The sequence below is a fragment of the Candidatus Phytoplasma rubi genome (assembly GCF_026821955.1).
GTDB lineage: Bacteria > Bacillota_I > Bacilli_A > Acholeplasmatales > Acholeplasmataceae > Phytoplasma > Phytoplasma vitis.
Genome location: NZ_CP114006.1, coordinates 67,949 through 94,845, shown reverse-complemented (window position 1 = coordinate 94,845; position 26,897 = coordinate 67,949). Strand labels below are relative to the sequence as shown.

General features: G+C 23.1%; 31 protein-coding genes and 4 pseudogenes. 8 read left to right on the top strand and 27 right to left on the bottom strand.

Going from position 1 to position 26,897, the window contains the following annotated elements; translation table 11 throughout:
* Nucleotides 1–5 precede the first annotated feature (5 nt).
* From RS022_RS00460 to RS022_RS00370, 19 genes and pseudogenes are all read right to left on the bottom strand, one after another.
* The gene (locus tag RS022_RS00460; protein ID WP_268849958.1) at nucleotides 6–254 is read right to left on the bottom strand and encodes a hypothetical protein; all 249 of its coding nucleotides are present in this window, start codon (nucleotides 252–254) and stop codon (nucleotides 6–8) included.
* A complete protein-coding gene (locus tag RS022_RS00455) occupies nucleotides 238–456 on the bottom strand; it encodes a hypothetical protein (RefSeq protein ID WP_268849695.1) in 219 nt (72 codons plus the stop codon). The genes RS022_RS00460 and RS022_RS00455 overlap by 17 nt, the downstream gene beginning before the upstream one ends.
* 103 nt (nucleotides 457–559) lie before the next feature.
* Nucleotides 560–892 carry an SVM family protein gene (locus RS022_RS00450; protein ID WP_268849957.1) on the bottom strand — a complete coding sequence of 111 codons (333 nt, stop codon included), beginning with the start codon at nucleotides 890–892 and terminating at the stop codon, nucleotides 560–562.
* Nucleotides 893–909: 17 nt separating this feature from the next.
* Nucleotides 910–1,152: a hypothetical protein gene (locus RS022_RS00445; RefSeq protein ID WP_268849956.1), complete on the bottom strand. Its 243-nt coding sequence runs from the start codon at nucleotides 1,150–1,152 to the stop codon at nucleotides 910–912.
* 71 nt (nucleotides 1,153–1,223) lie between these two features.
* Nucleotides 1,224–2,069: an SVM family protein gene (locus RS022_RS00440; protein WP_268849955.1), complete on the bottom strand. Its 846-nt coding sequence runs from the start codon at nucleotides 2,067–2,069 to the stop codon at nucleotides 1,224–1,226.
* Between the two features lie 55 nt (nucleotides 2,070–2,124).
* The gene (locus tag RS022_RS00435) at nucleotides 2,125–2,691 is read right to left on the bottom strand and encodes an SVM family protein (RefSeq protein WP_268849954.1); all 567 of its coding nucleotides are present in this window, start codon (nucleotides 2,689–2,691) and stop codon (nucleotides 2,125–2,127) included.
* Nucleotides 2,692–2,725: 34 nt separating this feature from the next.
* A complete protein-coding gene (locus RS022_RS00430; RefSeq protein WP_268849953.1) occupies nucleotides 2,726–3,436 on the bottom strand; it encodes an effector in 711 nt (236 codons plus the stop codon).
* Nucleotides 3,437–3,502: 66 nt separating this feature from the next.
* Nucleotides 3,503–3,850, bottom strand: coding sequence for a chromosome partitioning protein ParA (locus RS022_RS00425; protein WP_268849952.1), 348 nt, complete (start codon nucleotides 3,848–3,850; stop codon nucleotides 3,503–3,505).
* The gene (locus RS022_RS00420; RefSeq protein ID WP_268849951.1) at nucleotides 3,825–4,583 is read right to left on the bottom strand and encodes a coiled-coil domain-containing protein; all 759 of its coding nucleotides are present in this window, start codon (nucleotides 4,581–4,583) and stop codon (nucleotides 3,825–3,827) included. Before RS022_RS00420 ends, RS022_RS00425 begins: the two co-directional genes overlap by 26 nt.
* 40 nt (nucleotides 4,584–4,623) lie before the next feature.
* A complete protein-coding gene (locus tag RS022_RS00415; protein ID WP_268849950.1) occupies nucleotides 4,624–5,469 on the bottom strand; it encodes a hypothetical protein in 846 nt (281 codons plus the stop codon).
* A 6-nt stretch (nucleotides 5,470–5,475) separates the two neighbouring features.
* Nucleotides 5,476–5,712 (bottom strand): hypothetical protein, encoded by a 237-nt coding sequence (locus tag RS022_RS00410; protein ID WP_268849949.1) that lies wholly within the window; start codon nucleotides 5,710–5,712, stop codon nucleotides 5,476–5,478.
* Nucleotides 5,713–5,808: 96 nt separating this feature from the next.
* Nucleotides 5,809–6,685: pseudogene (locus RS022_RS00405) on the bottom strand (hypothetical protein).
* Between the two features lie 267 nt (nucleotides 6,686–6,952).
* Nucleotides 6,953–7,372 (bottom strand): annotated as a pseudogene (locus RS022_RS00400) (AAA family ATPase); the annotation flags it as partial.
* A gap of 804 nt (nucleotides 7,373–8,176) precedes the next feature.
* Nucleotides 8,177–8,467, bottom strand: a complete 291-nt coding sequence (locus tag RS022_RS00395; RefSeq protein WP_268849948.1) for an HU family DNA-binding protein — start codon at nucleotides 8,465–8,467, stop codon at nucleotides 8,177–8,179.
* Nucleotides 8,445–8,579, bottom strand: a complete 135-nt coding sequence (locus tag RS022_RS00390) for a hypothetical protein (RefSeq protein WP_268849947.1) — start codon at nucleotides 8,577–8,579, stop codon at nucleotides 8,445–8,447. Before RS022_RS00390 ends, RS022_RS00395 begins: the two co-directional genes overlap by 23 nt.
* Before the next feature lie 115 nt (nucleotides 8,580–8,694).
* Nucleotides 8,695–9,525, bottom strand: a pseudogene (locus RS022_RS00385) (DNA adenine methylase).
* A complete protein-coding gene (locus RS022_RS00380) occupies nucleotides 9,500–9,694 on the bottom strand; it encodes a hypothetical protein (protein ID WP_268849946.1) in 195 nt (64 codons plus the stop codon). The pseudogene RS022_RS00385 and the gene RS022_RS00380 overlap by 26 nt, the downstream one beginning before the upstream one ends.
* A gap of 215 nt (nucleotides 9,695–9,909) precedes the next feature.
* Complete coding sequence (locus RS022_RS00375) at nucleotides 9,910–10,254, bottom strand: single-stranded DNA-binding protein (RefSeq protein ID WP_268849945.1); 345 nt, start codon at nucleotides 10,252–10,254, stop codon at nucleotides 9,910–9,912.
* A gap of 224 nt (nucleotides 10,255–10,478) precedes the next feature.
* Nucleotides 10,479–11,105: a sigma-70 family RNA polymerase sigma factor gene (locus RS022_RS00370; RefSeq protein ID WP_268849944.1), complete on the bottom strand. Its 627-nt coding sequence runs from the start codon at nucleotides 11,103–11,105 to the stop codon at nucleotides 10,479–10,481.
* A gap of 266 nt (nucleotides 11,106–11,371) precedes the next feature.
* On the opposite strand from RS022_RS00370, the gene RS022_RS00365 reads away from it, so the two are divergent.
* The 6 genes and pseudogenes from RS022_RS00365 to RS022_RS00340 all read left to right on the top strand — a co-directional run bounded on the left by RS022_RS00365 (nucleotide 11,372) and on the right by RS022_RS00340 (nucleotide 15,416).
* A complete protein-coding gene (locus RS022_RS00365) occupies nucleotides 11,372–11,557 on the top strand; it encodes a hypothetical protein (RefSeq protein ID WP_268849943.1) in 186 nt (61 codons plus the stop codon).
* Nucleotides 11,558–11,670: 113 nt separating this feature from the next.
* Nucleotides 11,671–11,943 carry a helix-turn-helix domain-containing protein gene (locus tag RS022_RS00360; RefSeq protein WP_268849942.1) on the top strand — a complete coding sequence of 91 codons (273 nt, stop codon included), beginning with the start codon at nucleotides 11,671–11,673 and terminating at the stop codon, nucleotides 11,941–11,943.
* Nucleotides 11,939–12,889 carry an IS3 family transposase gene (locus RS022_RS00355; protein ID WP_308738529.1) on the top strand — a complete coding sequence of 317 codons (951 nt, stop codon included), beginning with the start codon at nucleotides 11,939–11,941 and terminating at the stop codon, nucleotides 12,887–12,889. The genes RS022_RS00360 and RS022_RS00355 overlap by 5 nt, the downstream gene beginning before the upstream one ends.
* A 1,271-nt stretch (nucleotides 12,890–14,160) precedes the next feature.
* Complete coding sequence (locus tag RS022_RS00350) at nucleotides 14,161–14,757, top strand: DNA adenine methylase (RefSeq protein ID WP_334199454.1); 597 nt, start codon at nucleotides 14,161–14,163, stop codon at nucleotides 14,755–14,757.
* 249 nt (nucleotides 14,758–15,006) lie between these two features.
* Entirely contained in the window at nucleotides 15,007–15,132 is a 126-nt protein-coding gene (locus RS022_RS00345; protein ID WP_268849941.1) for a hypothetical protein, read from the top strand.
* A pseudogene (locus tag RS022_RS00340) lies at nucleotides 15,125–15,416 on the top strand (HU family DNA-binding protein). Before RS022_RS00345 ends, RS022_RS00340 begins: the two are co-directional and overlap by 8 nt.
* A 445-nt stretch (nucleotides 15,417–15,861) precedes the next feature.
* On the opposite strand, the gene RS022_RS00335 reads toward RS022_RS00340, so the two are convergent.
* The gene (locus RS022_RS00335; protein ID WP_268849940.1) at nucleotides 15,862–16,239 is read right to left on the bottom strand and encodes a hypothetical protein; all 378 of its coding nucleotides are present in this window, start codon (nucleotides 16,237–16,239) and stop codon (nucleotides 15,862–15,864) included.
* Nucleotides 16,240–16,568: 329 nt separating this feature from the next.
* Between RS022_RS00335 and RS022_RS00330 the strand changes: the two genes are divergently transcribed.
* Nucleotides 16,569–16,811 carry an HU family DNA-binding protein gene (locus tag RS022_RS00330; RefSeq protein ID WP_268850220.1) on the top strand — a complete coding sequence of 81 codons (243 nt, stop codon included), beginning with the start codon at nucleotides 16,569–16,571 and terminating at the stop codon, nucleotides 16,809–16,811.
* A gap of 1,174 nt (nucleotides 16,812–17,985) precedes the next feature.
* On the opposite strand, the gene RS022_RS00325 is transcribed toward RS022_RS00330, so the two are convergent.
* From RS022_RS00325 to RS022_RS00300, 6 genes are all read right to left on the bottom strand, one after another.
* Nucleotides 17,986–18,801: an ATP-binding protein gene (locus RS022_RS00325; protein ID WP_268849939.1), complete on the bottom strand. Its 816-nt coding sequence runs from the start codon at nucleotides 18,799–18,801 to the stop codon at nucleotides 17,986–17,988.
* Nucleotides 18,802–18,818: 17 nt separating this feature from the next.
* Nucleotides 18,819–20,009 carry a DnaD domain protein gene (locus RS022_RS00320; RefSeq protein ID WP_268849938.1) on the bottom strand — a complete coding sequence of 397 codons (1,191 nt, stop codon included), beginning with the start codon at nucleotides 20,007–20,009 and terminating at the stop codon, nucleotides 18,819–18,821.
* 30 nt (nucleotides 20,010–20,039) lie between these two features.
* A complete protein-coding gene (gene mutM / locus RS022_RS00315) occupies nucleotides 20,040–20,876 on the bottom strand; it encodes a DNA-formamidopyrimidine glycosylase (protein ID WP_268849937.1) in 837 nt (278 codons plus the stop codon).
* Between the two features lie 105 nt (nucleotides 20,877–20,981).
* Complete coding sequence (locus RS022_RS00310) at nucleotides 20,982–21,314, bottom strand: hypothetical protein (protein ID WP_268849936.1); 333 nt, start codon at nucleotides 21,312–21,314, stop codon at nucleotides 20,982–20,984.
* A 116-nt stretch (nucleotides 21,315–21,430) separates the two neighbouring features.
* Nucleotides 21,431–23,125 (bottom strand): ribonuclease J, encoded by a 1,695-nt coding sequence (locus tag RS022_RS00305; protein WP_268849935.1) that lies wholly within the window; start codon nucleotides 23,123–23,125, stop codon nucleotides 21,431–21,433.
* 43 nt (nucleotides 23,126–23,168) lie between these two features.
* Nucleotides 23,169–24,851 (bottom strand): ribonuclease J, encoded by a 1,683-nt coding sequence (locus RS022_RS00300; protein ID WP_268849934.1) that lies wholly within the window; start codon nucleotides 24,849–24,851, stop codon nucleotides 23,169–23,171.
* A 111-nt stretch (nucleotides 24,852–24,962) separates the two neighbouring features.
* Here RS022_RS00300 and RS022_RS00295 point away from each other — a divergent pair, with 111 nt between their 5' ends.
* Nucleotides 24,963–25,514 carry a Holliday junction resolvase RecU gene (locus tag RS022_RS00295; protein WP_268849933.1) on the top strand — a complete coding sequence of 184 codons (552 nt, stop codon included), beginning with the start codon at nucleotides 24,963–24,965 and terminating at the stop codon, nucleotides 25,512–25,514.
* Between the two features lie 21 nt (nucleotides 25,515–25,535).
* Here the strand turns inward: RS022_RS00295 and RS022_RS00290 are convergent, their stop codons facing one another.
* Nucleotides 25,536–26,177, bottom strand: a complete 642-nt coding sequence (locus RS022_RS00290; protein ID WP_268849932.1) for a hypothetical protein — start codon at nucleotides 26,175–26,177, stop codon at nucleotides 25,536–25,538.
* Nucleotides 26,178–26,897: the final 720 nt, after the last annotated feature.

The following is a 26,897-nucleotide window of genomic DNA, read 5'->3' as shown; positions in this document are numbered from 1 at the left end:
AGTAATCATTCTTTCTTAAATATTTTCTTTAACAATAATAAAAGATATTTTCCTAAATAATAAATAAACCGTAGAATGTGATAAAAACATTTAAAAAGAAAATCAATTAAATACAAAAGATGAGGAAGAAATAATAAAATAATTATTAATAAACCTAAGTTTAACCATTGATTTTGATAAGTAAAGAAATAACGACTGATAGTATTAAGGCTATTATTTATCTTGGTTAACCAAGTATTAATGAAATTCCACATGATGATTGGATTGTTGCGTGGTTAAATGTTGATAAAATTGAACCACTATTCCTTGTTTTAATTGGTGAATACTTAGTTTGACGGTGAAAAGATAGAATTTAATGACATAATAAATGGTTATAATTGGAATAAATGAAAGTAGAGTGATGATGAAAAAGATGAGATTACTAGGTAAAGATTGAAAGATTTTTTTTATGAACATGGTTTTTGGTTTCCTTTCCAGTTTTGCATGTGTTGTTAAATAAAAAAAGACCCTGAAAGGTCTTAATTAAAATAGTAAAATTTTATATTATATTAAATTATTTTTATAAATCATCAGGTTTTTTTGAAGAAGAACCTTTTTTTTGGTTTTGTTCTTCTTTAGCTTTTTCTCTTAATGTTTTTATTATTTCTGGATTTGATAACATTTGAATAATTGTATTTCTGTCTTCTTCTGAACAACTTTCAAGATTATTATATAATTCATAATAATTTTTCACATCTTTTTTATCTTCTTCTTTTGAAGAAATTATATTTTTTCCATGATCTTTTTTAGGAGCAGCCATTAATTGATGAACATTATTAGTCATTAAGAACATCCCTAAAATTATAAATACAAATATATTTAAAAATAATAAATTATTTTTAATTTTAAACATAATTTAAATCTCCCTTTTTATTTTTTATAATCGTTCTTTTTAGAACTTTCTGGTTTATCATTTGGACATTTAGAAGTGCTTTTCATTAAATTCATAGGCTGAAGTTCATCATCTGATAATTCGTTTTCATCATCATTATTTATTGCAGAACTGATGTTTCGTCTAGAACTTTCTGGTTGTTCACCATAAGTTGTTGATAATTGATTATTGTTTTTTCGAATTGTTAAATGTGTAATAAAAATAAATTTTTCAACTTTCATTTTTGAAACTAGAAATAATATTTATGACACATAATAGTTAATATTATATTTATTTTTTGTTAGTTATTTTTTTATAAAATAACACAATCACATTTAAATTTTTTAATTATTTCTATTTGTTCTATTTGTTCTATTTGTTCTATTTGTTCTGGTTGTTCTGGTTGTTCTGGTTGTTCTGGTTTAAGCGAAAGTTTTTTTTGATCAATTAATTTTTTCAGTATTTTTTGAAAATCTCCAATTTTAATAACTTCTCTTTGTAATAATTCATCAGCAAGGGGAGATAAAAATTCTTTATATTGTTGAATTATTTCTTGTGTTTTTGTTTGAGCAATATTTTTTATTTTATCTTTTCTTATTTCTAAAGAATCTGTTGATAAATATAAATCACCTAAAAACCATCCTCTTTCTGTGATATATTGAGCCGTTTTTTCGATATCTTGTTCATCATGTTGACCTCTATTTTTAATTTCTTCTATAGTTGTTGTGATAGTTTTTTCCACCTCTAACCCACCATAATAAACAGATAATGCAAATAAATGTCCAAACATATTGTTTATATCAAAAGAAAAATCGGTGCTACCATCAATTGTTTCATCATTCTGTTTTAATTCTATTCCTTTAAATTTTATAAGATTTGGATATTCTCTATGTCTTTGACTTAATTCAAAAGCAACTACAGCATGCCCTATTTCATGTAAAGACACAAATTTTTCTTTAGTCATAATATTTGTTTTACTTATATTATTTGTTATTTCTTCATTTTCTTCTGACTCTGTCTCTGTAATTTCTTGAATTTCTTCATGAAATAAACCTTCCATAGCCATTACTTGATGAACATTATTAATAATTAAAAATAATCCTAAACTAATAAATAAAATAATATTAAATAATAGTAAATGTTTTTTTAATTTAACCATTAATTAAATCTCCTTTTGATATTTATAATAAAAATAAAGCATATTTTAAATTATTTTAACGTCTTCTATTATTATTTGGTCGATTTTGGTTATTTTGTATTTGATTTCTAATGATATTTATTTGTCTTTGATTTTGATCTATTCTTGTTTGAATATTTCTTAAAGTATTTATTTGTTCTTCCGAAGCATAAAGTGGTGTATTATTAATGGCTGAAATCATCTCTTGTGTTAACAATAAATATTCCCTTTCTAATTGAACTCTTGTCATATTATTATCAAAATTTCTTAACATTCGTTCTTGATTATTTAGTTGTCTTTGTTGATAAGTTATTATTTGTTGGTGTATTTGTTGTAGTTGATTCGAAAAAAAATTAATTTCCGTTTCTGAGCTATGATTAAAAAGAGCATTAATCAATTGTTGAGATATTCTACCTTGGGTTAATAATAAGTTTCTAAAAATATTATATTCATCTATATGATTATCAACAACGGAATTATTTTCAGATATGCCATCGTTATTATCCATTCCCATTGTTTGTTGATTATTAGTAATGAAAATTAAACCTAAACCAATAAATAAAATAATATTAAATAATAGTAAATGTTTTTGTAATTTAAACATTAATTAAATCTCCTTCAATTTTGATTCTTTTTTATCACCAGTCATCGCTGGTTCTTTTGTTATTTTCGGCTTCTTTGGTTTTATCGTTATTGTGTTTATCTTGGTAAAGCGATAAAGTTTTACGGACAGGATTGAAGTGGAGGTGGAAATGAGTTAATTTTAAATTGGAGTTGGAAACATGTGCGCGACCAAGGTAATAGTCCTTGTCGTCGTCTAAGAAGTATTTAGGGCCTTTGTATTTAATGATTAAACAGTTACCACTTGAGTTTTCTTTGAATTGTTTTTCTATTTTAATATAACGCCATAAATAACTGTCATCTTCAGTATCAAAACGAGAATATTCAAATCCGTTCGCTGAGTTTTCCTTCCAAAGGTCGAAGGGATAACGGTCTTCGATGTAATAAGCTAAGTTAGAGGGTTCTTTTTGGGTTTCGAGGCGTTCTTGAGCGATTGAAATATCGTTATGACTACCTTTTTTTTCTTGAAGTTGTTGTCGATAATAGCCGATGCCATTAAGGCCATCGAAGGTGTATTTGGCTTTAATCATGGTACATTTGTTATTATTGTCATACCATTCTTCATGAATTTCCATTTTGGGTTCATTTAAAATAGGAATTTTTTCTTTTGGTAATTTATTGATTTTTTTTTCGGTTAAAACAATAAAACCAATAAAAACGATAATTAAAAAAAGAAATATCCCTAATATGATAAAAAACCATTTAATGATTTTTTTAATATTAAACATGATTAATTCCTTTCGAGTAATTTATAACATACCAACATTTTAACACATTTAACTTTTGAATTTTAATTAAAACCAACTTTTGAACCAAGAAGTTACTTTTTCAACTTTTTCCTTTATACCTTCAATTCCTTGTTTTACATCTTCTTTAATTTTTGTCGTCAAAGGTTGAATTGCGGTGCTATAGTTGAGTTTTTGATTTTGGATTATTAAATCGATTTTTGTTAATTCTTTGTGTTTTTCGATTAATTCGTTATTTTTTATTTTTAAATCAGATTTAGTTGCTTCATGGGCTTTTTGTTCGTCTTTTATTTGTTCTTTAAGTTTGTTGATTTCATGACGGAGTTCTGCGTTTTCTTCGAGATATTTGCCAGAGACGTTTTCTAAAGCTTTAATGGTTCCTTCTAAAGCATTCAATGTGAAGACCTTGTTGCACCCATTTGTCGATTTGTTGTTCTAATTCCTCGCTTAAACGGTTAATTTCATTTGCTTGTTCGTTGATGATTTGGTTTAAGTGGGTGATTTCTTGGTCTTTTTGGTAGATAGTTGCTTGATATTCTTTTTCTTTTTGTTGAAAATTAGTAGTTAATTGATTGATTTCCTTTTGGAGTGCTTGTTTTTCTTGTTCTGATAAAGCTTGATTAGTTATTAATTCTTGATTTTTAGTTTCAATTAAGACTTTTTGTTCTTGGAGTTGGTTTTGGAGTTGTTCGGTCATTTGATTTTGTTCGTTGATTCGGTTGATTAATTCATTAATTTGTTTTTCTTTTTTGGTGTTGATCGTTTTTTCTTGGTGAAGGTCAGTTTCTAATTGATTAATCTTTTTATCTTGGGTAAAAATTTCGTTTTCTTTAGAACGGATTTTATCATTTTGTTGATTAATTTCTTTTTGAAGTTCTTGTTTTTCTTGTTCAGATAGTTTTTGATTGTTTTCTAATTCTTCTTGTTTTTGAGTTAAATCATGTTCTAAATTGGCTTTTTGAGTTTCTAAAGTTAAACTATTAATTTTTTCTTTTTGAAGTTGAATTTCTAATAAGTTTTTGGCTTTGATGATTTCTTCAGGAGTTAGTTGTTGCGTTTCAGTTGTTTTGTTAGTTTCTTTTAATTCCTCGCCAAGGGGTGGTGTTTGTTGGAGTTGTTCTTGTTGCAATAAGATAGGTTCAGTTGGAGATTGTTCAACTGAACCTTTATCAGGGATTGTTAAGGTTACCAGTTTGACTTTCTTCTTGATTTGTTTCTGTTTTATCTTCGTTATTATTAGTTAAAGTTGATTCTTCATTTTCAATAATAGTTGGATTGAATGATTGTTGAATAGATGGTGTTTGTAAGATTGGTGTTGGGGGATTTTCCATTTTATGGGTTAATTGTTGTGGTGGATTAGGGATTTTAGTTTCTTCGTGATAAAATTGGTAAAGTTCGTAAGCAGTTGAAACTAAAGAAACCCAAAATAAAGCTTTACTACAAATTTTAAGGATTTTACCACCGACATTAGCTATTTTGGAAGTAGCTTTTTTTTGAATGATGGCTTTAGTTCCTTTTTTGATAGTCTTTTTCTTCCCGCTTTTTAACCAATGACCGACTTTTCCAATTCCCAAACAAATCCCAATGACACTTAAAGTAGTCGCTAGATAATAACCTAATTTATTTTGTGGTGAAGGAGTATGATTAGGATCTTTATCGTTTCCTGTTATTTTATTATAAATATACTCGATAACTTGACGAATTGGTTGAGTGGCTTTATCATATAACACTTTAGTTTTAACCGCAGCGTTACTGGTAAAAGCGGTGATTTGGTTTAAAGCTTCAGGGAAGAATTTGAAAAGGGTCCAATAAATCGCCCCACTAATTAATAATAATGGGATGCACCAAACGAGGATATTAAAGAAAGTTTTAATGATTTTAAGAAACCATTTTTCTTTTTTAGTTTGAGTTTCGATAATTATTTTAGGAGTTTGAGTTTTTCTTTTGATAATTATTTCGTTAGATTTATTGTTTTTTGATTGATTTTTAGTGTTTTTATTTGTTTTTTTAGCCATATGATTTTACTCGCTTTCTTGATTGGATTTATTTTGATTTATTATAATTTTTTCTAAATTATCTATATTTTCATCTAGTTTATCGACTTTTTTATTAACTCGGTCAATATTTTCGTTTAAATTATCGTTTTGAAGGTTAATATATTCTTTAAAATGATGATTAATGAAAATATAAATTATGTTTGTTATTAACATAATGCCCATTAATGTAAATAGAAATACAATTCCTTTAAATTTTTTCATTTGTTTTTTCCTTTTTTAGTTTTTTTAAAATTAAAAAACTCGCTAAAATGAGCGAGTTTTATTAATTAATTTTGAATAATTAAAAGTTAATTTTTTTTAGAAATAGTCCAGGCCGTTTTTTTTGTTTTCGGCTTCTTTGGTTTTATCGTTATTGTGTTTATCTTGGTAAAGGGATAAAGTTTTACGGACAGGGTTGAAGTGGAGGTGTGAATTGGTTAATTTGAAGTTAGAGTTGGAAACATGTGCGGCGACCAAGATAATAGTCCTTGTCGTCGTCTAAGAAGTATTTAGGGCCTTTGTATTTAATGATTAAACAGTTACCACTTGAGTTTTCTTTGAATTGTTTTTCTATTTTAATATAACGCCATAAATAACTGTCATCTTCAGTATCAAAACGAGAAAATTCAAATCCATTAATAGAGGTTTTCTCATAATTAAATCCTCTATTGTTCCAACGGTCGAAAGGATAACGGTCTTTGATGTAGTTAGCGAGGTTTGATGGTTCTTTTTGAATTTCACGACGATTTTCGACCAGCTTTAATTCTTTTCTTAATCTTTCTTCTTGAGTTGGAAGAGTTTTAAGTTTATTTTTAATATCGATTATTTCTTGGTTTTTATCTTTAATGGTTTGTTCGTATTTGTCAGGCGTTTGGTTTAAAGTGATTAATTCTTGTTCTAATTGTGGAATTTTGTTTTCTTGGTGGATTTTAGTTAATTGCTGATTAATATCATTTAATTCAGATTGGATTTGAGAATAGCGACGATTGTAATAGTTAATTCCGTTTAAACCATCAAAAGTAAAATTGGTTTCTATTTTGGTTTCATCTTTGGGTTTATCTAAATATTGAAGGATTCCTTCGCGCCATTGGGCGTATTGGTTTTCACAAGCTGTTCGGCGTTGTTTTACTTGTTGATGATCGGGTTTTATTTTTAATTTTAGTTGTAAAACTTCTTCGATATCCGAAGGCAACATGACTTCATGGGTTTGAGGATTTTGTTTAGCCCATTTAGCGGTTTTTTTGTAAGCTTCTTCAATAATTGTCGTTAAATCACGGTTAGAGAGGTTTTTACCTTGACATAATTGGGTAATATCTTTTAAAGCTAAGAAAGTATGATAACTAATTTGATAAGGAACAATAATATGTTTTAAATAACCTTCAATTTCGGAATCTTTTAAATGACCGATATAGATTTCTTTACTGAAACGACTGCGTAAAGCGGAATCAATTTTGTGAAGATTGTTAGTTGCTCCCATTAAAACAATTTTTTTATTACTGCTATTAAAACCATCTAATTTATCTAATAAAGTATTAATAACATTAACTCCTCCTGAAGAAATATTGGAATCATTACGATTTTCTAAGCCTTCGATTTCATCAATAAAGATAATGGTTTTATCATGACTTTCGGCTTCTTGCCAAACTTTCTCCACTTCTTTTTCTCCTTCACCGATGTATTTTTGGCGGAATTTAGAAGGAATTAAATTAATAAAATGGACGTTCGCTTCCCCACAAAGCGCTTTGATTAAAAAGGTTTTTCCTGTTCCTGGAGGGCCATAGAGTAAATAACCTTTGGGGCGGACTTGATCGAAGTTAATTAAGGATTGGTTCGTGCGAAAATAAGTTAATAAGTCTTCTAATTCTTCTTTTTCGGTTTCCATGCCGTAAACATCTTTGAATGTCACTTGTTTTTTAGTATGAGGAAGAGGTTTGTTTTCTTTTAAATGATTTAATTGGATAGTTAAATTTTTCTTTTGTTTTTCAAAAGCTAATTTTTGATCGGTTAAGAAAAGTTGAAAATCCTTGAAATTTTTTAATTCAGTTTGATTTTTTTGATATTCTTTTTGAGTTTTTAATTCTTCAATTCTTTTTTGATTAGCTTCGACATAATTAAGGGCTTGATTTAATTGGGAAATTTGTTGTTGGAGGTTTTCTTGGGTTTGAAGTTGGGCTTTTTCTTGCGCTAATTTTTCTAATTCTTCTTGTTTTTCTTTTTGATTTTGGTTTAAAGCTTTTCTTTGTTCTAATAAATTATCGACTAATGTTTGTTGGGTTTGTTGTTGATTTCTTAGCTCTGTTAATTGTTGTTGTTTTTGGTTTTTAATGGTTGGATTTAATTGCGGATTATTAGTTAATTCGGTTTGCAGAGTTTTAATTTTAGTAATAATGTCGGTTAAAGTTTTAACATTTTCATCAATTTGGTTTTTTAAGGTTTGATCTTGTTGTTGGAGTTCTTGGATTTTAGCTTGTTCTAATTTGATTTGGTTATCGATCTCTTGTTGTTGTGTTGATGGAGGTTGATTAGTTAATGTTGGATTTTTAGTTGGTGGACGAGAATTAATAAAGCCAAAAATTAATAAAATCAAGAAACCTAAACTCAATAATCCGATCAAACTCAAATAAATTTTTTTGTTTAATGACATAGATAACCTCCTTTCTTAGGTGTTTTAAAGAAAATCATTTGGTTATTTTAAAATTAAAGTTTTCACTTTGTCTTTGATGGTTTTAGAAAGTTTGAAAGTGACTACTGTTTTGGCAGGGATTTTTAATTTTTTCTTTGTTTTAGGGTTTCTACCGATGTAGGCTTTTCTTGATTTTAATTTAAATTTGCCTATTTTAGGAAATAAAACTACTTCTTCGTTCTTAGTGATAGCGTTGATTAAATTATTTTCGAAGATATTATAAAATTCTTCAGTTTTAGTTATGGAAGTTTTGTTGGCTAAAGCGATTTTTTTAATTAATTCTTTTTTTGTCATTTTTGGGTTTCTCCTTTTTGTTTGATTTATTATTATTTTTAGTTTTGGGTTTTAATTTGCTGCGGTCCTTGAAGTAAGTGCCGCGCGAAATTTCAGTCATGGCGTCGCTCATATGATTTTTTATTCTCCTTTTATTTTGGTTTTCTTTTGAAAATTACTGTTATTTAAATTAAAATAGAGTTTCGCTTAAAATTTAATGTTCTGACACGATGGTAAAAATTTTAATTCTATTCATAATTTTTAATAATTATTTCTTGATTGATGTTTTTATTGGTGAGACGATGACTTGTTGTTGTTTTTGTTTTAATGATGTTACAGTTTGAAAATAAATTAAGAATTGGGGTTGTTTCGTAATTGGTATATAACCATTTAACACCCCTTTTGGTTGCTTGGCATAATTCCAAGGCTAATTGTTGATGATCAGTAAATGAAAATTGTTTTTGGTAAAATTCTTTGTCTTTAATTCCTTCATAGTAATATGGCGGATCGATAAAAAGAAAATCGCCTTTTTGACTATTGGCGATAATTTGACGAAAATCCATACAATATAAAACATGTTTTTTCTTTTGGAAATGTCTTTGGAATGTAACTAATTCGTTTAAATTGATGATGGGAGTTTTTTGTTTGGGTTTATACCCAAAATTTGTTTTTAAATTATTTTGCTTATCATAACAAGTAATACCGCGAAAAGCGTATTTATTTAAAACATAAAAGATAGCTGACATGGTTAATTTTTTTCTTTTTTTGGCATTTTGATTATATTGGTTTAATAAATGCTTAAAAGCTTGTTTTTGATTTTGTTGATTGTGATATTGAAAAATATAATTTTCCATGGCTTTGACCTTGTTAACAAAATGATGGGGATTTTGGAGACTTTATTTCCACATAGTGATTAATTGGTTATCATTATCGTTTAAAATCGCTTTTGATGGTTGTAAGTAAAAATAAAGCACCCCACTTCCTAAAAAAGGTTCGTAATAGGTTTTAAATTTAGAAGGCAAATGAGCAATAATTTGTGGTAAAAGTTTTTTCTTACATCCAATCCAATTGATTTTCATCTTTCTTCTCCTTATGCCATAAATAAAATAAAAAGAAAATATCAGAAAAGATGGCGTTTGTAGCGTTAAATTTTAATCCTAATTCAAAATTGAAAAATAAAGCCATAATATTACTAATGATGAAAAATAAATAGGAAATGGTTAATAAAATAGGGTATCTTTTTTTCATTTTGTCTCCTTTATTTTTTTATTTCTTTTGGTATCCTTAACAATAATTGTGTGTTTTTTTCAAATAAAAAACCCCTTTTGAAAAGGGGTTAGATGATTAAGTTTATTTAGTTGTTAAAGATTTGACACTAATGTTCTTTTATTTTAAAATAAAAATAATGGTAGAAAAAAATACCATTATTACAGAAATAGAGCCTCCGCCGAGGTTTTATTTTTTTAAAAAGGTAAAGATTCATGAGGTTTATTGTCTAAAGGTTTATTATCTAAAAAGATCACGTTTTGAATAATAATTTTAGTGTTGATTTTGGTTTGACCTTCATTATTCGTGTATTTTTGGATGGATAAAGTTCCTTCAAGATAAATTTTCGAACCTTTATGTAAATATTTCTTCATGTTGTCAGCTTGTTTTCGAAAAGCGACACAGGGGATGAATTGGATTTTATCTTTATTATTAACCGCTAATTGAAAATCAATTTTAGGGATTTGTTCGTTATTACTGTTAATGTATTGTTTTTCTAAATCATGGCTTAAACGGCCGATTAATTGAACTTTGTTTAACATAATTTTATTTTTCTTTCTTTTTGATATATATTCTTTTTATTTATTCATAGATAAAATTTTTGAAAACGAATGTATTAAACGACTAATTTGATTGATTGATGTTGGAATCGTTTATTACTTTTGTTTCAAAAGTTTTATGCTTGATTTTGATATAAAAAAAAGATTACTTTGAAAGTAATCTGAGTTTTCTTGTTTTATTGTTTCAAATAACTAGTTTAACGTCATTACGGACGAACGATAGGTTTTAACGTTTTTTTTAATTTTTTGATAGCGATGTTTTTAATATTTTCTACTTGTTTTAAAGATAAATTGAGTTTTTCAGCTATTTCGGTGTTGGTATAACATCCTTGATAATCTTCGTTAATATTTCCTAAAGGAACACCAAAACTTAAATAGATAATTTTGAATTCGTTTTCACTTAATTTAGCTTTCATTTTTTTTAAAAAAATTTCATGATTAACTTGTTTTAACCATAATTGATGAGGGTTTAAATTATTTATTTGATATGGTTCATAAAATTCTTCTTGAAAAGAAAGATTATCGGTTTTATGATTTTTTTGGGGGATTGAAGGGGAATGACTTTTTCTAATGAGTTCTCTGATTTCCGATTTGATGATGGGAGTGGCGTAAGCGATAAAGTCATAACCGAAATCTTCGTAATTATTGAGAGATTTGATTAATCCTAAAATCCCTTCTTGAGATAAATCTTCTTTGGTTAAAACTCGAGGATAATATTTAAATTGATAAACTAGTTTTTTTACCAAAGGTAAATGAAGTTCAATTAATTGTTCTCGTATTTCTAAATTCTTTTTATTTTTTAAAAAATCTTTAAATAATTCTTGTCTTAACATTAGAATCCTTTCTAAAAACGTTTTTTAGAAAAGATATGAAATTATTTTTTTAGTCTTTAAAACAAAAAAAAGACTAACTTAATAGTTAGTCTTAAAGAATTTTTAAAAAGTAAAAAGTGTCTAAAGTTTTGGAACAGGGCAGTGAATGATTTACTTTATAAGTTCGGGGTTTTAATATAGATAACTTAAGCAATAAAGAATCTAAATTCAGACCAACAAATAGTGGTTTTAATAATTCTTTTGTCGCCAGAAATCATACTATCAAAATGGATTATGAAGGCTATAAATACTTACTAGAAGAAGATAAAGACTTTTATGTTAACGAAGTCGAATGTCCTTTACAAGAAGAGAAAAGATTTGAAAGTAAAAATAAAACTTACTACCTTCACTTCAATCCAAAACAAAAATATATTACCCTTTATACTGAAAAAATGAATACCAAAGAAAATTAAAAAAAATTTACCACAAAAAGAGAGATGAAAAAAATAACTTTTAATCAAAAATTCCTTTATAATAGAATTTATAATAGAAAAAGATTTTTGATCTAAAAGAGAATTGGAGCTTTTTGTGGCTAATCCCACTGAAAAAAAAGAAATATTATGATTTCGAAACTAAATTTCAAGTAATTATCGCTAAAGAAAAAGGAATGTCTAATAAAGAAATTCAACAAAAATTTCAAATTGTCGCTGTTCAACAAATTTATCGTTGGGTGAAATGGTTTAAAGAAAGAAAATTTTTTCATCTTCAACAACAAATAGGCCATAATTATACATATAAAAAAATTATTTTTTATGGCAACAAAAAGACAAAAAATTACAAGTCATTAAAAAAAAATTAAACATCCAAATACAATTATTAAGAAAGAAATTTATTTTCAAATTATTCATCAATACCGAAAAGAAGTGTCCTTAGTTAATTTAATTAAATTTTTGGGTCTTTGTAAAGCTTCTTATTATCGTTGGGTAGCTAATCAAAAAGAAAAACCTCAAATAATATCTTTTTTAACTGATTTAGAACTAAAAATTCGAAAAATTTGTTTTCAAAACAGATATCAAAATTATCAAGGAAAAAATTTTTTTGTTTTAGGTCATCGTAAAGTTTATCAAGAACTTTTAAAACAAAAAGTTAAAGTCAATCTTAAAACAGTTTATTTGAAAATGAAAAAAATGAATTTATTATGTCAAACGCGAAAAAATCGTTATTTAAAACGTTATCAAAATAGAAATTACATTCCTCTGTCTCAATTAAATCTGTTAAAAAATAACTTTCAAGCCAATCGTCCTTTTCAAAAACTGTGTGTGGATGTTACTTATTTAATTTATGAACAAAAACAAATTCTTTATTTATCAGTCATCATGGATTTATATAATCTAGAGATTATTAGTTATTATCTTTCTAACAAAAAAGATATTAATTTAGTTTTAAGAACTTTAAGTAAATTACCTACTTTCAAACAACCTGGTTTATTTCATTCTGACCAAGGAGCCGAATATACTGGAAAAATAACACAAAAAACTTTACAAGCAAAAAACCTCATTCTTAGTCTCTCCGAAAAAGGCAGTCCTGCTCAAAACGCTTGTGTAGAAGCTTTTTTCGCTAATTTTAAATGTGAAACCGTCTATTTAGAAAAAAGAAAATATTTAACTAAAGAACGATTAACTCAAATCGTTAATACTTTTATTGAAAATTATAACAATCAAAGAAGAATGCAATATTTAAATTATCTTTCTCCTTATCAATTCAAAAATCAAAAAGAAAACCAAAAACCTACTCTCAGATCATAATGAGAGTTTGACTTGTTGGTTTTCTTTTTGAAATAATTTATGGCCTCAATGATAATTCAAATAATTTTTCAAAAATTTAGAAACCATAAAATAGAGTTTGAAATGAACCTTAAAATGCTCTATAAGGTATCAAATAGCTAAAATAAGACATTTTTAATGACTGAGAATAGAAATTTTTTATACTACTCACTATTTTTTCATAATGAATAGATGCCTTATACGTTGTCATTTTTTCTTATTTTGTTAAATTAACCTGGGTTATTAAGCCTTTTTGAACTATTTTTTTTATTTATCTAAAGATTTTTCATCAAAAAATTTATAAAATTAATTTATAAAAAATTTTTAAAATCTTGTATCTTGTAATCTTGTTTTTAATTTTTAAAATTTTTAAAATCTTAAATCTTTAATCTTATTTTTAATTTTTAAAATTTTTAAAATCTTAAATCTTTAATCTTGTTTTTAATTTTTAAAATTTTTAAAATCTTAAATCTTTAATCTTATTTTTAATTTTTAAAATTTTTTATTTTTTTAAAAGACTTGAAAAAATATTATTTTTAGATTATAATAAAATTAAAAAAAGAAAAAGAAAAGAATCAAAAGAAAAAGAAAAAAATAAGATTTAAGATTTAAAAAATATTATATATAAAAAAAAAAATAAGATTTAAGATTTAAGATTTAAAAAATATTATATATAAAAAAAAAAATAAGATTTAAGATTTAAGATTTAAAAAATATTATATATAAAAAAAAAAAAAAAAAAATAAGATTAAAGATGTAAGATTTTAAAAATTATAATATATGTTTTCTTTTTTTCTTTTTCTTTTGATTCTTTTCTTTTTCTTTTTTTCTTTGTTTAATTAAATTTTTAAAAAAAATAAAAAACTTTGTAAATTTAACTTGATATATTATTTTTTTATGTTACGATTAATTTACAAGCTATAAAAATCATTTTGTTTTAAAATTTTAACTTTTTTCAGTTGTCTCATTTCGATGAAACACTGCCTTATGAAAAAAGTTTAGACACTTTTTTGAATGAAAACAATATTTCTTTAGTTTGAAAAGATAGTAAATTATCTATTAATTTTTAGTCTTAAAGAACAATTTTAAAATAAAAAGTTGTATGAAACAACGGAACAGTTCACCAAATTATTTATCATTTACCTAAAAAATTTAATACTTACTATGAATCTTTTTTAGGAAGTGACGTTCTTTATTTTTACTTACAACCATCAAAAACGATTTTAAACGATAATGATAACCAATTAATCACTATGTGGAAACAAAGTTTCCAAAATCCCCATCATTTCGTTAATAAGTTTAAAGCCATGGAAAATTATATTTACCAATATCACAACCAAAAGAACCAAAAACAAGCTTTTAAGACTTTACTACATCAATATAATCAAAATTCAAAAAAAAGAAAAAAATTAACCAGGTCAGCTATCTTTTATGTTTTAAATAAATATGCTTTTCGCGGCATTACTTGTTATGATAAGCAAAATAATTTAAAAACAAATTTTGGTTACAAACCCAAACAAAAAACTCCCATAATCAATTTAAAAGAATTAATCGCCTGCCAACATCACTTCCAAAAGAAAAAACATGTTTTATATTGTGTTAATTTTCGTCAAATTATCGCCAATAGTCAACAAGACAATTTTCTTTTAATGAGATCCTATCAACAATTAGCCTTGGAATTACACCAATCAATCAAACGGGGTGTCAAATGGTTATATACCAATTATGAAACAACGCCAATTCTTAATTTATTTTCAAAATGTAACATCATTAAAACAAAAACAACAACCAACCATCATCTCACCAATAAAAACATCAATCAAGAAATCATTATTAAAAATTATAAATAGAATTAAAATTTTCACCATTGTTTCACATCATTAAATTTTAAGTAAAAATCTATTTTGATTAATAAAAGGAAAAAAAATGAAAAAAGACATTGAAAAACAAATAAAAGAATTAGAAGCAAAAATAAAATAATACGAAGCATAATCACAAATGTTAATAAAAATATCACAAAATTTCCAACAGAAGCTCAAACAATTCAGAACAAAAGAAAAAAATACACAATAAAAACAAAAAAACAAGCATTAGGACAAATGTTTTCAGTAGCATCCAAAGATTATAAAACGCAAGCACGAAAACGAACAGCAGAAGTCCAAGATTACAAAGACAAAATAAAACAACTCAAAAACCAAATAAAGGAGAAAAATAACTATAACTAAAAAAGAATTAATCAAAAAAATAGCTGAGGCCAAACAAACCTCAATTTCAAAAACAGAAAAATTTTATAATATATTCGAAAAGACTTTAATCGAAGCCATTACTTCTAATGAAGAAGTGGTTTTATCACCTCAAATTGGTAAATTTAAATTAAAATTAAGAAAAGCCTACATCAGCAGAAACCCTCAAACAGGCAAAAAAATAAAAATACCCTGCAAAAACGGTTGTTAGTTTTAAAATGTCAAAACCAATCAAAGATGAAGTCAAAAAACTAAAATTAAAATAAAAAAATAAAGAGAATAAATAAAAGAATGAATTCAATCCCAAGAAAAAATAATTTTTGACATTAATTAAAAAATACTTTATCAAATATATTGTTAAAAAAATAATTAAATTTATAATTTTTTCTTTTTTTATGGAATTTTTCTTTTGTTCATAACTTATTTTATATTTAAAAGATTTTATTAATAAATACTAAGAAGTTTCTATCCAAATATGAATTTAATAAGAATTATTAATTTTTTTTAATTCGAAATAATATCTAAAAACAATAATTATTTCATCGCGATATAAATAAATACCAGATTTTATTTTTATATAACTTTTTGCAAAATAAACTTTTTGATTTAAAAAAGTATCAATGTTTTTTAAAATTATTTAATTTTTTTGAACATCATAAATAAATCCCTTGTCGTGTAAGGTAATATTGAAGTTTTTAATAATTTGTTCTTCTATTTCATAAAATCACTAACGCCTGAAAAATATTGATTTGATTTATTTATTTTTTGTAATTCTTTTTGGTTTATTAAATTTTGAGGATGAAAATTAGTTTTAAAATATCTTTCAGAAATTATAAAATTATTTATTTGAGAATCTATTTTATTTGCTGTATTTATTATTTTATGAGGGAACAATAAAATTATATAGAAACAAAAAAACATAAAAATTATAGAAAAAATATAATTAATGATTAATCTCTTTTTTAAATTAACTTTTTTAATTCTATTTTTATTCCTTTGTTTTTCTATTAAAAATCTTATTAAAGGAAATATTAAATTTATAATAAAAACAAAAATAAGGCAAAATATTTGAAAATTAAGCAAATTCATAAATTCTCCTAATTATTTTAATAATATTTATTAATAGCATTCTATCAAAATATCTTATCATTTAAAAGAATTTCTTTATGAAATAGATAAAAAATTTAGCTATTTCATGTATGAAGTTAGAAATGAATTTGAGGAATTAAACAAACAAAAAGAAAAAGAATATCAATTAACTGAAGAAAAATTAAAAGAAATTTACGAAAGTGAATTTCAATAAAAACCCCCACATTTAAATGAATAACCAACAAAAAATTAATGAAAAAGTTAAAAAAAGTATTGATGAAAACCAAAAAGAATTAATCAAAAAAATAACTGAGGCCAACAAAACCTAAATAACAAAAACCGAAGAGTTTTACAACTCATTTGAGGAATGCTCTAATCGAAAGAGAATCAAATCAAACGAAGAAGTAGTTTTATCACCTCAAATTGGTAAATTTAAATTAAAAACTCGAAAAGCCTACATCGGTAGAAACCCTAAAACAAGGAAAAAACTAAAAATCCCTGCGAAAACAGTAATCACTTTTAAATTATCTCAAACCATTAAAGACCAAGCGAAAACTTTAATTTTAAAATAACCAAATTATTTTGGAATACCTAGATTAAAATATGTTTTTAATTCAATAAAAACAAATTTAGTAGTATCATAAAAAGATATTAATTTTAAAAATAAAGGAACTAAAATATCTATTCTATTTAGTTTAATTTTTACTTCATGTTCAATATTAATTAAATATTCATATTTTTTTTATTAAAATTAGCAATATTATATGATAAAAGAAATTTATCTTCGTTATTACCAACAGTTTTATTTACTATAAAAATAGGGAATTTATCGCTAATCGAATTTTGTCTATTCTTTATTTGACAAAGAAGTTTTCTAAAAGGAAAAATAAATGCAATACTAAATAAATAAAAAGAATAGAAATAGTTATAATTATTTTTATTTTATATTTTAATTTAAAAAATTTTATCATTTATTTTTTTATTTTATCTTATATTGATAATAATTTATTAACAATTAAAATTATTACATAAAAAAAACAAATTTTAAGTTCTTGAAAATAAAAATTAAAATTTAGTATTTTATTTTCTTATATAAAAAACTTTTTAAATTCTTTTTTATTTATTTTAGATATCGCTATTCTAAAAAAACATAAATTATTTACCAAAAATTATTGAAGAAAATTTTTTTATCTTCTTTTTTATCTTCTATTACACAAATGCTTTATAGCTTTTATACCTGTTAATTTTAACTTGATTTTAATTAAGTTATTTTTATGATTCTCAAATTTTTGTCTATAATATTCCTTAATAATTTTGGTTCACTTTAAACAATATTATATTCTTCTCAATGAGATGTCTAAATTTTGTTTGAAAATCGCTTAAATTGTAAATTAAAATACTGTTTATTATAATAATTTAAAGAATAATTTTGCCATATCTCTTTAAAATTTCCAGCCTTAGAGTATCATTAACTTTATCTCGAATTTTTAAATAAATAAGTACTTTTAACGATGAGATATTTACACCTTATCTTTTTATCTTAATCTTGAAATAATTTCTTGACTAGTTAATTCGTCTTAATCCGTTTTCATGACTGTTACAATTATCTTGTTCTTTCGTCCAGAAAATCATTGGAATTTCTCCTTTTATGTTATTTCATATTATCATTGCAAGAATAACAATTGGCTAAATTATATCATTATATTGTATCTTTTGCCCTCAAAAATTAAATAAGTTTTTTTTATTTTAATAAGAATCAAAATTATAAAAGTCAGTTAATTGCTTAATAATCCTGATTATTTTCAAAGTTTTGATATCATTATGAAAATCTTTATTATAATTAAAATAATTTTGTAATTCTTTTTCATCAAAATTACTACTAAAAAAAATTGGTAAATTATGTTCATAACGATAATATAAAAGAGGTAAAAAAATATCATCTCTAAAAAAAATATTCATATTTTCAGAACCAAAATCATCTAAAATTAAACAAGGAATATTTTTTAAATAATTAAATTTACTTTCTAAAATATCACTATTATTCCAAGTATTTTTAAATTGTCTTGTTAAATCCGGCATAAAAATAAATAATACAGGAATATTTTTTTTAATTAAATTTTTAGCTAAACTTTTAAGAAGAAAAGTTTTCCCTGTACCAAATTTTCCGTGAAAATAACATCCTTTTTTGATATTATAGAAATTTTTCATTATATTTTTTATTTGCATCAAAGCTTTTTCTTTATTTGGAAAATTTTGTGTTTCAAAATTTTTTAATTCAATATTATTTAAATTTAAATTTTGATGAAATAAAATATTTTTTTGGTATAAATTATTTTCTAAATTAATTTGTTTAGATTTGGAAGTTTCTTTATAAATAATTGAAATATAAGGTTTTGTTTTTAAAATCATTTGATAACCAAAATAATTTTTTTGATCTTTGTTTTGTAAATAATTATAAACTGTGATAACATCTTCATCATTTATTTTTAAATTTTTAGTTTCTTCATGTTGTGTAACGAATGCTTTAATTTTTTGAAAATCTAATTTTTCGAAAGTAGACATTATATTTAAACACCTTTTTAATCATCCAAACCTAATTCTTTTTCTACTTCATCTAACCATTTAGGACGATTTTGTTTATAGGTTTGTGTATTTTGAAATTTATTATCTTCCATTAAAAAATCATAGGCTGTTTCTGCCGAAATAATTCCTTTTTTAGACCATGAATTTAAAATAGTTTTAAAATAATTAAAAGTAGGAATAAAGTTTTTATTTGTATTTTTTTTTATTTTTAAAACATACATAAGTAAAGCATTAATAACTCCAATATCGGTATTTGTTTGTTCTATTAATTTAAAAACTATATCAATTAAATCAGAATAAATATGAGCACTTGTAGCAAAATTTTTTATAATTCTATTTGGTTCTGTATTTTTTAAGTAAAGAATCATTTCATTTTCTTCATTTATACTAGGAACATTAGTTAATGTTATTTTTTTAAAATATTTTCTAGTTAAAATTATTTTTAAATCATTTAAATCTATATTTTCATTATTTTTATTAATAAAAGTTTTTTGATATAAAGATGCCATTTCTTCAGGTTTTAAACCATAAACAAAACTTAATTTCGTAATATATTCAATACTTTTCCATTCTAATAAAAAAGGTTTTTTGAAACGTTGTGGTAATTTTTCAATAAAAATTTCATAATTAAAATATTTTTGTAATGAAGAGGAGGATTTGTTATTTTTCAAATGTTGAAAATTATTAATTGTTTTTGGTAAATTTATTTTTTGAAAACAATAAATATCTGAAAAATTTTTACTTATATTTTCGTAATTTTCTAATATTTTTTGTTCTCCGTCACTAGCAAAAAAATTATGTAATTGCGAATAAAGTTCTTCTCCTATTTCGCTTAATAAATATTGATTTAAAATTGGGTCTTGAAAAAAATTAATATAATTTAAAGGAGATTTTAAAAAATAAAGTTTTTCTTTTTCTTTATTTTCAAAAGTTTGTAATAAATTAATTACTTCAAGTTTTTCTTTATATTGGATAAAAGTATCTTCATCAATATTTAATAAATCAAATAAAAATTGATGATTATAATTAAATTTTGATTTATAATTTTGATTTAAAAAATAAAAAGTATTATAAAGGCTTAAAGCCCCTAAACCTATTAAAGGTTGATAAAGTAAATATAAAATTTTTTGTTCCTCATTATTCAAAGTATAATTGTTTTTGATATTAAATTTTTGTAATGTAAACAAAAAAACACCTCTTTTTATTTATAATAGTTGTTAATTGTGTTTTTGGCATCGAGAACAAAAATAAGAACTTCTTCCGCCTATTTTTATTTTGTTAATTTTATTTTTGCATAAAGAACAATTTTCTTTATCTTTTTTATAAACTAAAAGTTGGTTTTGATAAGAACCTTTAACCCCTAAAGCTTCAAAACTACTAATAGAAGTGCCGCCATAAGAAATTGCATTTTTTAATATTTTTTGTGCTATTGAGATAATGATTTCTACTTGTTTTAAAGTTAAAGAATCTGTTTTTGTTTCAGGATGAATTTTAGCCAAAAATAAAATTTCACTAGCGTAAATATTACCAATTCCCGATATTACTCTTTGATCTAATAAAATTTTTTTAATCACTGTTTTCTTTTTATGAATTTTGTTAAAAAGAGTTAAAGCTTCTATTGAAAACGGATCTTGAGCTAATTGATTTAATCCGCTTTCTTCTAAATATGTTTCTTTTTTGTATAAATAAAAACGACCAAATTTTCTAAAATCATAATATCGGAAAATTTTATTATTATTTAAAAATATTCGAAAATTTTCATATTTGTGAATTGTCTTACATTCTTCTAAAGTATGAATATATATCTTGCCCTCCATCCGAAAATGTCCTACTAAAACCCAATCAGAGCTTAAAAAAAATAATAAAAATTTACCTTTTCTTTGAATATCTAAAAAAGTTTTTTGTTCGAGATTATCCAAATTATGAATACTTTGTAATGAAGGTTGATGAAAAATTTCTATTTTTTCTATTCGAGAATCAATTATTTTTTTTCTTAAATTACAAATTGTAATTTCTACTTCTGGTAATTCTGGCATTTTTTCACTTATTTTCATCAATTTTTTATAATATTAAATTTTTTTAATAAAAAAAGAAAACCATCTATAAATAAGATAGTTTACAATATGAATTAAAAATTAAAGCAGAAAACTAAAAATTTTTTATTTTTCTGCTGCTTGTCGAAATTTATAAACTGTTAAAATGTATTTATTTCCAGAAGATTCTTCCATTTCTAATTTACTTTTAATAATATGAATGATTTGTTCTGGTTGCAAAAAAAACTCTGGATTATCTTCATCAATATGATCAAATTTAATTATTACTTCTGATAAATAATAATCTTTATTTTCAAAATTAAATTGAAAATTTTCAAAAAACCATTCTCTTTTTTTATTTTTATTTTTTTGTGGAATATATCTATTCTGAATTTCAATATTAAAACTATTTAAGAAAATAGGTTTTTTTAACTTATTATATCTTTCCTTAAAATCCATAATCAAAAATATAAACTCTTTTCATTTTATTTTTCTAAAAAATAAATCAATATATTAATATTATATAAAAATATATAAATTATTTTAAATATAAAATAAAAGTAATTTTATATTTTTTATATTGTTAAAATAATAGGAATTATAATTGGGTTTCTCAAAGTTAAGTCATAAATTTTAGGAGTTATAAAATCAACAATAATCTTCTTTAATTGATTTTTATTTATTTTGTCATTTTTATATAAATAATCTTCTATTATTTTTTTAATTTCAAAAGAAAATTTTTTCATTAATTCTTTGTTGCTTTTCATGTAAATAAAACCACGTGAAAAAATAATTGGTAAATTTAATATTTTATTATATTTTAAATTAATACTTGCGATAATAGAAAATAAACCCTCTTCGCTCAAAATTTTTCTTTCTTTTAATACACAATTACTAAGATCGTCTGTTCCTGATTCATCAATGAAAATATTATTTGCTACAATTTGATTATCTAATTTTTTAACAGATTGCTCATTTATGCCAACTACATCTCCATTATCTAAAATAAAAATATTTTCAGATTTAATACCGCAATCAATAGCTAATTTTTTATGAGCCATTAACATTATATACGATCCGTGTACAGGAATAAAAAATTTAGGTTTAACTAAATTTAATAATAATTTTAAATCGTTTTGGCTCGCATGTCCTGAAGTATGAGTATTAACAACGTCTCCATGAATAATAACATCTACATCCATTTTAAAAAGTAAATCTAAAACTTTATTTATACTATCTTGATTGCCAGGTATTGGAGAAGAAGAGAAAATAACCGTATCTTTTTTAAATAATCTAATTTGTCTATGAATTCCATGTGCCATTCTGCTAAGAGCGGCCAATGGTTCTCCTTGTGATCCAGTACAAATTAAGGTGATATTGTGATATTTTTCTATATTATTTCCATTTACAATTGTATCTTTTGGAATATTTAAATAACCATTTTTAATTCCGTTTTCAACAGCTTTTTCCATACTACGTCCAAAAATAGCAATTTTTCTTTTTGTTAAAATACTAGCTTCAATAATTTGTTTGATACGATAAAAATTAGAAGCAAAAGTAACGATTATAATTCTTCCTTTGATTTTATAAAATAGTTGATCAATAGTTTTTCTTATTTCATTTTCTGAAGGAATACTTTCTTTATTTTGTGCATTTGTAGAATCAGACAAAAGACATAAAATATTTTTTTTATTTAATTCGAGAAGTTTTCCATATTCTGCTAAAGGTCCAACAGGTGTATTATCAATTTTAAAATCTCCTGTATAAAAAATAATTCTATCTTTATTATTAAATACTATACCAAAAGTATCAGGAATAGAGTGATTCATTCTTATGAAAGAAATTTCTGTATTTCCGAATTTAAATTTAGAATCATTATTGTATTTTGTCATGATGCGTATATATTTATGTAATTTATGTTCAATTAATTTGGATTCAATTAAATTGAATGCTATACCAGAAACAAATATATTATTAATTTTAATTTTTTTTAATAAAAAAGGAATACCGCCAATATGATCTTCGTGACCATGTGTAATAAAAAGACCGACAATTCTATGTTCGTTTTGCAATAAATATTCATAATTAGGAATAACATAATTAATACCTAAAAAAGAATCTCCAAAAAAAGAAATACCTGAATCAATGATAAATATTTTTTGTTCGATTTCTAAAATATACATATTTTTTCCGACTTCGCCTAGGCCTCCTAGAGCGTAAAAAAATATATCAAAATTTTCTAATTTAGGATTTTTATTTAATAAATCCATTTGTTTATTTCCTTTGTAAATTTTATTAGTTTTGGTTTTAAATTTATGAATTGATAGTTATTAAAATAGGTATGATAATTGGTTTTTTTTGTGTTTTTTTAAAAATTAATTTTGATAATTCTTCTTTTAAATAATTTTTAAAATCACTCCATTTGGTTTGTTTATTTTTTGTTAAAAAATCTTCAATTAATTTAGAGAAAAAAAATTTTAATTCTGATACTAATGAAGTAATTTTCATTTTATCTAAAAAACCTTTATGAATTAATTCTATATTATTACCTACATTTTTTTTAAATCTTAAATCTAAATTACAAGCTATTATAATAACACCATCGTTAGCTAATAATTCACGATCCTTTATAATGTAATCGTTGCCTTCTAATACTGGTGTACCATCAATTAAAAATTCTCCTAATTTGTTAAAAAAATTTTTATTAATATAAGGAGTATTTTTAAAATTACAAGTCCAATTATCAGAATTTTCAAGCATAAAAATTTTATTTTCAGGAAAATCAAAATTTTTAGCAATTTTTTTCATTTGGTATTGGTGACGATATTCTCCTGCAATTGGTAAAAGATATTTAGGTTTTAATAAATGTAAAATTAACTTAAAATTTTCTTCATAATTATAAGAAGCTGTTAATAAATCTTTTACTAATAAGTCAACGACAAAACCATTACGAGCTAAAGAATCTAGGGTTTTAGTTTGAATTTTATCAATACCAGTTATTTCAATCGATAATAATAAAATTTTATCTTTAGGATTTAATACCATTAATCGATCTGTTTGTTTGGACATTCTTTGTAAGCGATAAAGAGGTTCAAAACGTTTTCCGACTATAATTACTACTAAATTTTTATATTTTAAATAATCTTGCATTCCTTTTAAATTTACTAAAAAACCACTAGGAATTTTTAAATATCCTTTTTGAATAGCAATATCTACAATTTTTTCATTTTTTCTTCCTAATAAAGCTATTTTTAAATTAAATTCTACTGCGATATCAATAATTAATTGAATTTTTAGTAAATCTGGAATTAAAAAAGAAATAATAATATTATTTTGGATACTTGCAAAATAACTACTTAGAGAATATTCTAAAACTTCGCTTTTGTTTTGTTTTGTAATATGGAAAGCTCCTTGAGAAGCGATCATTAATGCTAGAACTTTTTTAGAATTTAATTTAGATAAAGCTAAAAAATTAGTTTGAAATTTTGGATTTTTAGATTGTAAAAAGTGCATTTCACTAATATATACTAGATAACCTTCAGATGTTTCAAAAGATAAACCTAAAGTTTCTGGTAAAAAATCAGCTACTCCGAAAAAATTTACTTTTGTATCTATGAAATTAATTTCAGAATTTTCATTTACTGTTTCAAAATCTAATTTTGATACATCTAAATTTTTATGATTTTCTAAATTAGATTTTAGAATATTTATAACAAAATCAGAAGCATAAATAGGAGCTTGTAAATATTCAATTAAATAAGGAAGAGAACCAGAATGAGTTTCAAAAGCGGAAGTTACAAAAACACCTTTAATTTTTTTTTTTATTTTTTCTAAAGCGGTATACTCAGGAATTATAGAATCTATTCCGCTCATAGAAATATTAGGATATTTTAATCCTGAGTCTAAAACAAAATAAGAGGAATCAATTCTTAATAAATATAAATTTTTTCCATTTTCGCCTATTCCTCCTAATACAGAAAAACCAATTTCTTGCATATGCAATAAAACTCCTAATAAAAAATTTTTTATAATATAAAATATTATTATTTGTTATGAATAAAAAACTGACAATATTTTAAAAAAATATAGAGAAAGTAAAATATAAAAATGCTAAAATATCCTTTTCAGAAAAAAAACATAAATAAAGCAAATTTAGGTAGTAATTTAGAAAAAGATATTAATTTAACTAATCTTTTTTATCAAGATAAAAAAATTGCTTTAATTTATAAAAAAGAAATACTGATAAAAGTCATTAAAGTTGATTATTCTTCTAGACAAAGAGCTAAAATTATTGAAGTTTATTATCATTCGAAATCTTTTTACCTGATTATCAAGGACTTTATCGTGGTAAATATTTATGTTTTGATGTTAAAGAAACTAATAATAAAACTAATTTTTCTTTATTTAATATACCCTCATCAACATCAAATACAAAAATTACAACTTATAGAAAAATTTAATGGCATCGCTTTTTTTATTATTCATTTTAAAATTAAAAATAAATATTTTTATCTTCAAATTGATTTTTTGAATAATTATATCCAAAATTCTAAAATGAAAAGTATTAATTATAAAATTTTTGAAGAAAACTTATATCAAATTCCTTTAGCTTATTCACCTATAATAAATTATTTAAAAATAGTAAATAATTTCATATAATAATTTACAAATTAATAAAATTTATAGATTAAAATAAAAAATTTCATTTTCTTTAACAAATTTTTTTATAAAAAAAATACAAATACTAATAATTAAATTAGTTATTATAATAGAAACAAAAAAATATAAAAAAATAGCTATATTTCCCCTGTCATCATGATCATGAAAAATATGTTCTAAAATATGATTAGAATTTATTTTGGGATAAAATACAAAACTAAATACAGCATAAGAAATAATTTGAATAACTGTGATTAATAAAAAACTATTTACAATATCTTTATTTTTGCATAAATTATTAGAATTGCTTGATCGAAACAAACCTGTTAAAGAACAAACAATATAAGGAATTATAAATAAAAATAATAAAATGCCTATTATTAGTGTTTTATCATGATTTATTTCTTGTAATAAATTATATCCCTGAAAAATATGTGAACTTTCTAAAATAATATGTATAAGAACAAATAACAAGTTAGAAAAAATACTATATTTAAAACCAAAAAAAAACCCTATTAATAAAAGTGGTAATAATTCTAATTTTATTAAAGAGTTTTGACAATTATGACCAAAAATTGGTTTAGTTATTATAAACTCCATAATTAAAGAAATGGATATAAGAAAGGAAATTATAATTATTTTTCTTAATGAAATTTTATTCATTTTTTTAATTATTCCCTTTCTTAAATATATAAAGTACTTATTAATATTTTTTATTACAGTTTAAAAAATTCAAACTTTATATTATTAAATAAACAGAATCATATATTTAAATTCAATAAATAATTTATTATTATTTTTTGAATTTAAATATTATTCTTTTGTATTATTTTTTACTATTTTTACTAAAAAATTAAAATAATTTCATAAATTTTTTTAAAAAATTATATTTTATAAGATAGAATTATATTTTTCAATTTCTTAAATATTATAACAAATATAATGGTAAATGTAAAATAAATTCGCTAACTTATTTATTTTTTATAAATAATAAATCAAATTTTAAAAGTTTTTTATGTTTCAACCATTTTTGGATATAATAATTTCTTCTTCGTTTTTCTAGTGATTTTTATATTTTGTAAATTTATATGATTATAATAACTTTTAAAATAGATTCTTTTTCCGCCATTGTAATAAAAACAATAAATAATTTTGATTTTTTTATCATTTTGAAGTTATAATTCATCTATATATTCGATTTTTTTCATCTAGATAATTTAATATTTTTTATTTTCGTAATGTTTTAAAAAAATGTAAATATTTTTTTAATTCATTTTTAATGACTAATTATTTTTTTGATTTTTATTATAATCCAAAATGCTAAAATTTAAATTTTTTAAAAAAATATTATTTCTTCTAAACTATTAAATGACACCAAAAAAA

Excerpts from the sequence above, each read along its gene's own strand:
- RS022_RS00460 (WP_268849958.1), bottom strand. The coding sequence starts at position 254 with ATGTGGAATTTCATTAATACTTGGTTAACCAAGATAAATAATAGCCTT.
- RS022_RS00455 (WP_268849695.1), bottom strand. The coding sequence starts at position 456 with ATGTTCATAAAAAAAATCTTTCAATCTTTACCTAGTAATCTCATCTTT.
- RS022_RS00450 (WP_268849957.1), bottom strand. The coding sequence starts at position 892 with ATGTTTAAAATTAAAAATAATTTATTATTTTTAAATATATTTGTATTT.
- RS022_RS00445 (WP_268849956.1), bottom strand. The coding sequence starts at position 1,152 with ATGAAAGTTGAAAAATTTATTTTTATTACACATTTAACAATTCGAAAA.
- RS022_RS00440 (WP_268849955.1), bottom strand. The coding sequence starts at position 2,069 with ATGGTTAAATTAAAAAAACATTTACTATTATTTAATATTATTTTATTT.
- RS022_RS00435 (WP_268849954.1), bottom strand. The coding sequence starts at position 2,691 with ATGTTTAAATTACAAAAACATTTACTATTATTTAATATTATTTTATTT.
- RS022_RS00430 (WP_268849953.1), bottom strand. The coding sequence starts at position 3,436 with ATGTTTAATATTAAAAAAATCATTAAATGGTTTTTTATCATATTAGGG.
- RS022_RS00415 (WP_268849950.1), bottom strand. The coding sequence starts at position 5,469 with ATGGCTAAAAAAACAAATAAAAACACTAAAAATCAATCAAAAAACAAT.
- RS022_RS00410 (WP_268849949.1), bottom strand. The coding sequence starts at position 5,712 with ATGAAAAAATTTAAAGGAATTGTATTTCTATTTACATTAATGGGCATT.
- RS022_RS00395 (WP_268849948.1), bottom strand. The coding sequence starts at position 8,467 with ATGACAAAAAAAGAATTAATTAAAAAAATCGCTTTAGCCAACAAAACT.
- RS022_RS00390 (WP_268849947.1), bottom strand. The coding sequence starts at position 8,579 with ATGAGCGACGCCATGACTGAAATTTCGCGCGGCACTTACTTCAAGGAC.
- RS022_RS00380 (WP_268849946.1), bottom strand. The coding sequence starts at position 9,694 with ATGAAAAAAAGATACCCTATTTTATTAACCATTTCCTATTTATTTTTC.
- RS022_RS00375 (WP_268849945.1), bottom strand. The coding sequence starts at position 10,254 with ATGTTAAACAAAGTTCAATTAATCGGCCGTTTAAGCCATGATTTAGAA.
- RS022_RS00370 (WP_268849944.1), bottom strand. The coding sequence starts at position 11,105 with ATGTTAAGACAAGAATTATTTAAAGATTTTTTAAAAAATAAAAAGAAT.
- RS022_RS00365 (WP_268849943.1), top strand. The coding sequence starts at position 11,372 with ATGGATTATGAAGGCTATAAATACTTACTAGAAGAAGATAAAGACTTT.
- RS022_RS00350 (WP_334199454.1), top strand. The coding sequence starts at position 14,161 with ATGTGGAAACAAAGTTTCCAAAATCCCCATCATTTCGTTAATAAGTTT.
- RS022_RS00345 (WP_268849941.1), top strand. The coding sequence starts at position 15,007 with ATGTTTTCAGTAGCATCCAAAGATTATAAAACGCAAGCACGAAAACGA.
- RS022_RS00335 (WP_268849940.1), bottom strand. The coding sequence starts at position 16,239 with ATGAATTTGCTTAATTTTCAAATATTTTGCCTTATTTTTGTTTTTATT.
- RS022_RS00325 (WP_268849939.1), bottom strand. The coding sequence starts at position 18,801 with ATGTCTACTTTCGAAAAATTAGATTTTCAAAAAATTAAAGCATTCGTT.
- mutM (WP_268849937.1), bottom strand. The coding sequence starts at position 20,876 with ATGAAAATAAGTGAAAAAATGCCAGAATTACCAGAAGTAGAAATTACA.
- RS022_RS00310 (WP_268849936.1), bottom strand. The coding sequence starts at position 21,314 with ATGGATTTTAAGGAAAGATATAATAAGTTAAAAAAACCTATTTTCTTA.
- RS022_RS00305 (WP_268849935.1), bottom strand. The coding sequence starts at position 23,125 with ATGGATTTATTAAATAAAAATCCTAAATTAGAAAATTTTGATATATTT.
- RS022_RS00300 (WP_268849934.1), bottom strand. The coding sequence starts at position 24,851 with ATGCAAGAAATTGGTTTTTCTGTATTAGGAGGAATAGGCGAAAATGGA.
- RS022_RS00295 (WP_268849933.1), top strand. The coding sequence starts at position 24,963 with ATGCTAAAATATCCTTTTCAGAAAAAAAACATAAATAAAGCAAATTTA.
- RS022_RS00290 (WP_268849932.1), bottom strand. The coding sequence starts at position 26,177 with ATGAATAAAATTTCATTAAGAAAAATAATTATAATTTCCTTTCTTATA.